Genomic DNA, 5046 nt, shown 5'->3' with positions numbered 1-5046 from the left:
AAACCGCCCGGCCCGGCCCAGGACGCCCACCCGGCCGCAAGAACGACCAGCCCACTGCCCGCTATGACGTGCACACAGTCGGCAAACCAGGCTCCACCAAGCGACGAACGAAGAAGTCAACGACTCCACGTCCACGCCGCACAGGTTAAAGATCAAGCTAGCGGTGGAGGCCGGCGGGTGCCAGTCGATGCCTCGGAGCCGGATCTGGTCCTGCACTCCGGCGCGTTCCCGTTTCGCACGGGTGTGTGCGAGAGGGAGGGGTGTGCACGCCCTCCTAACGAGCTATGGCTTCTCCCGAGCCGCAAGAGAAGGCTACTTTCCGCTGGGGCTCGTCACCCGCGTCTGTACTCCGCCGGTCTCGATCTCTGCCAGCAGCACCACCAAGATCCCGCTGTGGACTCGGGCCTGATCACCTTCGCTTCCGCCCATCACTACCCCTCGCTGCAGTCCGGCACGACAAGCGCATCGTCGTCGAGCCATGCTCCTGGCGCCTCGGGCCGGCCGCCCTGGCCCATGAGGCGGCGGCATCGCCGGGATCTCGAAGCGGCGGCTCCACACGGCAGCGGGCTCGCCCCTGCACATGCAGTTCGTCGCGCTACTCGTCCAAAACAACCGATGCGGTCTTCGAAGACCGAGTACCACCTGAATCCCGGAGGATCACCATGCGAAGAAGACCTTCACGCCCATCGCCCAGGCAGCGGTTGGCTGCCTGGGCGGCGGCCGCGCTGCTGGCACTGGGCTGCTCGGTCGCGCTGCCGGCCGGCACGGCACACGCAGTACCCGTCGACATCACCTGCCTCACGGGGTCCCGGAACACCGTGTACACCCCGCCCCTCACATACACGCCCGGTCCCACGTCACTGCAGATCACGGACCACTTCAGCTGCGCATCCCTGCTCAGCGGCGTGAGCAGCGGTTCGGGCAGCTACACCGTCAACCTGCCGTCCACGTCCTGCCTGGCGTCGGTACAGAGCCCGCTCAGCTCGAACACGGCGACATATCACTGGAACAACGGGACGTCCAGCACCATCTCCTTCGCCAGCAGCACCGCGGTCAGGGCCGCCAACGGAACGGTCACCGTCACCAGCATCGGCGCCGTGACGTCCGGCCTCGGCCTGGGCCAAACGGTCACCCGAGTGACGGTCGAGCCCAACCTCAACCTCACCGCCTGCCTGACCGGCGGCCTCAGCGAAACCAACAGCGTCCTCAACACCCTGATCATCGCCCCGGTCTGAGCCGCGTCGCCACACTCCCCCGCTCCGGGCCCGGCCCGGCAGGGCGCGAGGCCCCAAACGAACCTGCCTTGTCCAACATCATCCCGAGTGGCCCGGGGCGGGCACCCATCCGAGCCGCACCCTCCCATCGAGGAGTCCGTCATGCGTCACATCCGCAAAACAGTCAAGCTGTTACGGACACTCTGTACGGCCGCAGCCGGCAGCAGGCCCCGCAGGCCGCTGATCAGCCTGCTGTTCGTCTGCGCGGCCCTGCTGCCCCGCTCGGTCTGTCCGCGCCGGTCGCCGCCGCGTCCACCGCTTCCGCCTCGGCCCTGATCGACTGCCCCGGCTACGCCACCCAGCAGTTCTCGCCCGGACTCAAGCTTCTCGCCCAGCAGGTCTCCTTCCACGCAGAAGGCCCCTTCGGCCCTTGCGTGACGACCTCCTCCGACCACGTCTTCGCCGACTACGAAGCCGACGGCCAGGCCCTGCTGTCGTGTTCGGTAAGCCTGCCGGTCACCGGTGTCTCGGGCACCATCCGATGGAAGGACGCCTCAGGCACCCCCTCCGGCACCTCCCACTTCACCGGCGGCATCTCACTGACCCAGCGACCCACCGGCCAGAACGTCGTCATCGTGCTCGCCACCATCACCTCCGGTGACTTCACCGGCGACCAGATCTTGTACGAGATTGCCCTGCTCAACACCGACCTTCTCGCCTGCCTCACCACAGGCATCACTCAGGTCGCTGGCCCCGCCAACCTCACCGTCCTGCCCGTGTAACCGACCGCCTGCCACAGGAATCGTCCACGGGCCGGCCCCCCTTTGCACGCGTCCCTGCCCGTGCAGGGGCGCGTGCACGGCCCCGCCGATCACGCCACGGCGGTTGTGTCCTCGGACGTGTACCGGAGCGAGCCTTACCTACCCCTGCAGCGACGGCGCGCAGCACCTCGTCCGCGCAATCAAGTGCGGGCGGGGCCCGGAGCCGGGTTCGCCATCTCGCGAAGGATTCGCTGCAGCACCGGTCGGTGTTCGACGCGGCGAACCATTGGGCGTACTGGCTCGTCGGCCCGCCCGTGTACCGGACCCGGTCGGTCTTCTCCCCGCACACACCGGTAGCAGCGGTCATCATCCGGCCCACTCGACGGGGCGAGGCTGACGCAGGGCACGGCGGGTGGTCGTCGCTTTGGGTTCCCCGGCCGCAGTTCTCCGCATGCTGGGCACCACGACTTTTTGAACGGAGCGCTCCGCTCCGATATGTTTGCGGCGACCGCCCGATCCACACCCTGGGAGAGGTACCCCCATGTCTCATGCCGTGCCGCAGGCGGCCGGACGCCAAAGAGCGGCGGGACCCGGCGCCCTGCTGGCAGCCCTGCTCGTCTCCGTCGGTTCGTACGCGCTGATGCAGACCATGATCGTCCCCGCACTGCCGGTGCTGACCCACGAGCTGCACACCAACACCGCCACCGCGGGATGGCTCATCACTGCGTTCATGCTCGGCTCCGCCGTGCTCACACCGGTCGTCGGTTCACTCGGCGACCGGTACGGACACCGGCGGATGCTCCTGGTCTCGCTCGGCGTCTTCCTGCTGTCCACCGCCGGCGCCGCCTTCGCCCCCGGAGTGCCCTTCCTCATCGTCATGCGCGCCCTGGAGGGCGTCAGCATGGCTACGCTGCCCCTCGCTCTCTCCATCATCCGCGAGACGATGCCGGCGGACCGGACCGCCGGTGCCTTCGGCCTCACCTCGGCCATGCTCGGCGGTGGCGCCGGGCTCGGCCTGGTCGTCGGCGGGCTGCTGGTGGACGCCGCGTCCTGGCGGTGGATGTTCGGCGTCGAGATCGTGCTGATCGCGTTCTCGATCCTGCTCGTGCTCGCCTGGGTGCCGGAATCACCGCGCCACGCCGATAAGAGGGCGACAACCGGCCGGCTCGACATCCCCGGGGCCGTACTGCTGGCCCTCGGGCTGTCCTCGCTCCTGCTCGCCGTGACCCAGGGCAGCGCGTGGGGCTGGGGATCCGCCCGTGTCATCGGACTGTTCGTAGTCGCCCTCGCGCTCTTCGCCGCACTGGGCGCGGTCGAGTCGCGCCATCCCGCCCCGCTGGTGGACGTCCGGCTCCTGATGCACGCCCCGATGCTCGTAACGACCGTGGCGACGCTGTTCGTCGGCGCGATCCCGTTCCTCTTCTACGTACTGCTTCCGCAGCTGCTGCAGACCCCGCACACTTCCGCCGCTCCCTACGGACACGGCCTGACCGTGATCGAGGCCGGTCTGCTCCTGCTGCCGGGCGCCTTGGGCACCATGGTCGCGGGGCGCCTTGGCCCGATACTCGGGCACCGCCTCGGGGCCCGCGCTCCGATGATCGCCGCCATGGTGCTCATGACCGCCGGTGGTGCGCTCCAGGCGCTCTGGCACGGCAGTGTGCTGTCGATCGGCCTGGTCTTCGTCCTAGTCGGCCTGGGCTCGGGCTTCGGGTTCGCAGCGCTGGCCTCGCTCATCGCGAAGATCGTGCCCCGCGAGGACCTCGCCGCCGGGAACAGCCTCAACACCGTGGTCCGTACCGTGGGCAGCGCGATCGGCAGCCAGCTCGCCACCGTGCTGCTCCAGTCCGCGGTGGCCCCGGGCACGGGCCTGCCGGCGGAGAGCGCGTTCACGCAGGGGTTCTGGCTGGCCGGGGCGCTGGGAGCAGCCGGTATCGTGCTCACGGTGGCGCTGCGTGTGCACCCGTACCAGCGGTCCGCCCCCGCTCCCCGGGCCGTCGCCGCCGTCGGCGCGTCCGCCGAGTAGGCGGCGAAATCCGTTCGCGGGACGGCTTTCCGGACGGCGCCCGGTCGCCCCGTACGCGATACAGAGAAGCGGAGTCAGGTCCCATGCCCACCCCCAGCCGCCGCACGAACAACCGCCGCCCGCGTGGCCGCCAGGCAGAGGCCGAGGCGAATGACGCCCGGCTGCTGCGCGCGGCCCGTACCGTGTTCGCCGAACTCGGCTGGGACGCCCCGGTGTCGGTCATCGCCAAGCGCGCCGGGGTGGGCATGGGCAGCCTCTACCGCCGCTACCCCACCAAGGACGACCTCGCCCGCCACGTCCAGGTCGACGGCCTGGACCGGTGGACCGCCCTCGCCGAAGAGGCCCTGGACAACCCCGACCCGTGGGAGGCCCTGGCCCTGGCCCTGCGCGCGGCCCTGACCCAGGGCGGAGACGTCAGCATGCTGCCCGTCATCGGCGGCCGCTTCGCCCCGTCGCCCGAGGTCGATGCCGCGTCCGCCCGCCTGGAGCAGGCCCTTGACGCCCTCGTCCGCCAGGCCGTCGCGGAGGGTGCCCTGCGGCCCGACGTCACCCTCGCCGACCTCGTCCTGCTGCTGCAGATCCTGGGCAGCCGCCTCCCCGGCCCCCCGGAACGCGTGGACCAATTGCGGGCCCGCTACCTCGACCTCACCCTGTCGGCCCTGCGCGCCCCAGCCGCGACTCCGCTGACCGGCCCCGCACCGCAGTGGCCGGAACTGCTGTCCCTCTGGAACGTGCGCGAGGACGATGCCTGAGCCGTTGAGGGCCCAATTCGTGGGCCGCCTGGCCACACTCGGCGAGCACTGGCGCGGAGCCGCGACCGATGTGCGGAACCCGCTCTAAGTGCACGCCGGGCCACCGCCCCGGGCCTCCTCCTCGAAGCCGGGGGTGATCGACGGCGTCAGGCTGGCGCTCGACACCGTGGAGGGCGAGCTGTTCGACGTCCAGCCGGCCTGAGTGCCTGTTTCTCAACCTCCGGCCTTTGTGATCAAGGAATGGGCGGCGGGTCGCCTGGGGTGGACCGGTACGGTGACAGTGAGTGACGTGTTCT

General features: G+C 70.1%; 4 protein-coding genes. All 4 read left to right on the top strand.

Features of this window, described 5'->3' with window-relative positions:
- Positions 1-662: 662 nt before the first annotated feature.
- Complete coding sequence (locus ACIQMX_RS42245) at positions 663-1235, top strand: hypothetical protein (protein ID WP_402487002.1); 573 nt, start codon at positions 663-665, stop codon at positions 1233-1235.
- Positions 1236-1303: 68 nt separating this feature from the next.
- On the top strand, positions 1304-1996 hold the full coding sequence (locus ACIQMX_RS42240) for a hypothetical protein (RefSeq protein WP_402486999.1): 693 nt from the start codon (positions 1304-1306) through the stop codon (positions 1994-1996).
- A 520-nt stretch (positions 1997-2516) separates the two neighbouring features.
- Positions 2517-3998, top strand: coding sequence for an MFS transporter (locus ACIQMX_RS42235; protein WP_402486996.1), 1482 nt, complete (start codon positions 2517-2519; stop codon positions 3996-3998).
- Between the two features lie 83 nt (positions 3999-4081).
- Positions 4082-4750, top strand: a complete 669-nt coding sequence (locus ACIQMX_RS42230; RefSeq protein WP_402486993.1) for a TetR/AcrR family transcriptional regulator — start codon at positions 4082-4084, stop codon at positions 4748-4750.
- The last annotated feature ends 296 nt before the right edge of the window (positions 4751-5046 follow it).

Source organism: Streptomyces sp. NPDC091416 (assembly GCF_044756845.1).
Classification (GTDB): domain Bacteria; phylum Actinomycetota; class Actinomycetes; order Streptomycetales; family Streptomycetaceae; genus Streptomyces.
The sequence above is the reverse complement of the archived record's forward strand: the minus strand, read 5'-3'. Positions and strand labels throughout refer to the sequence as shown.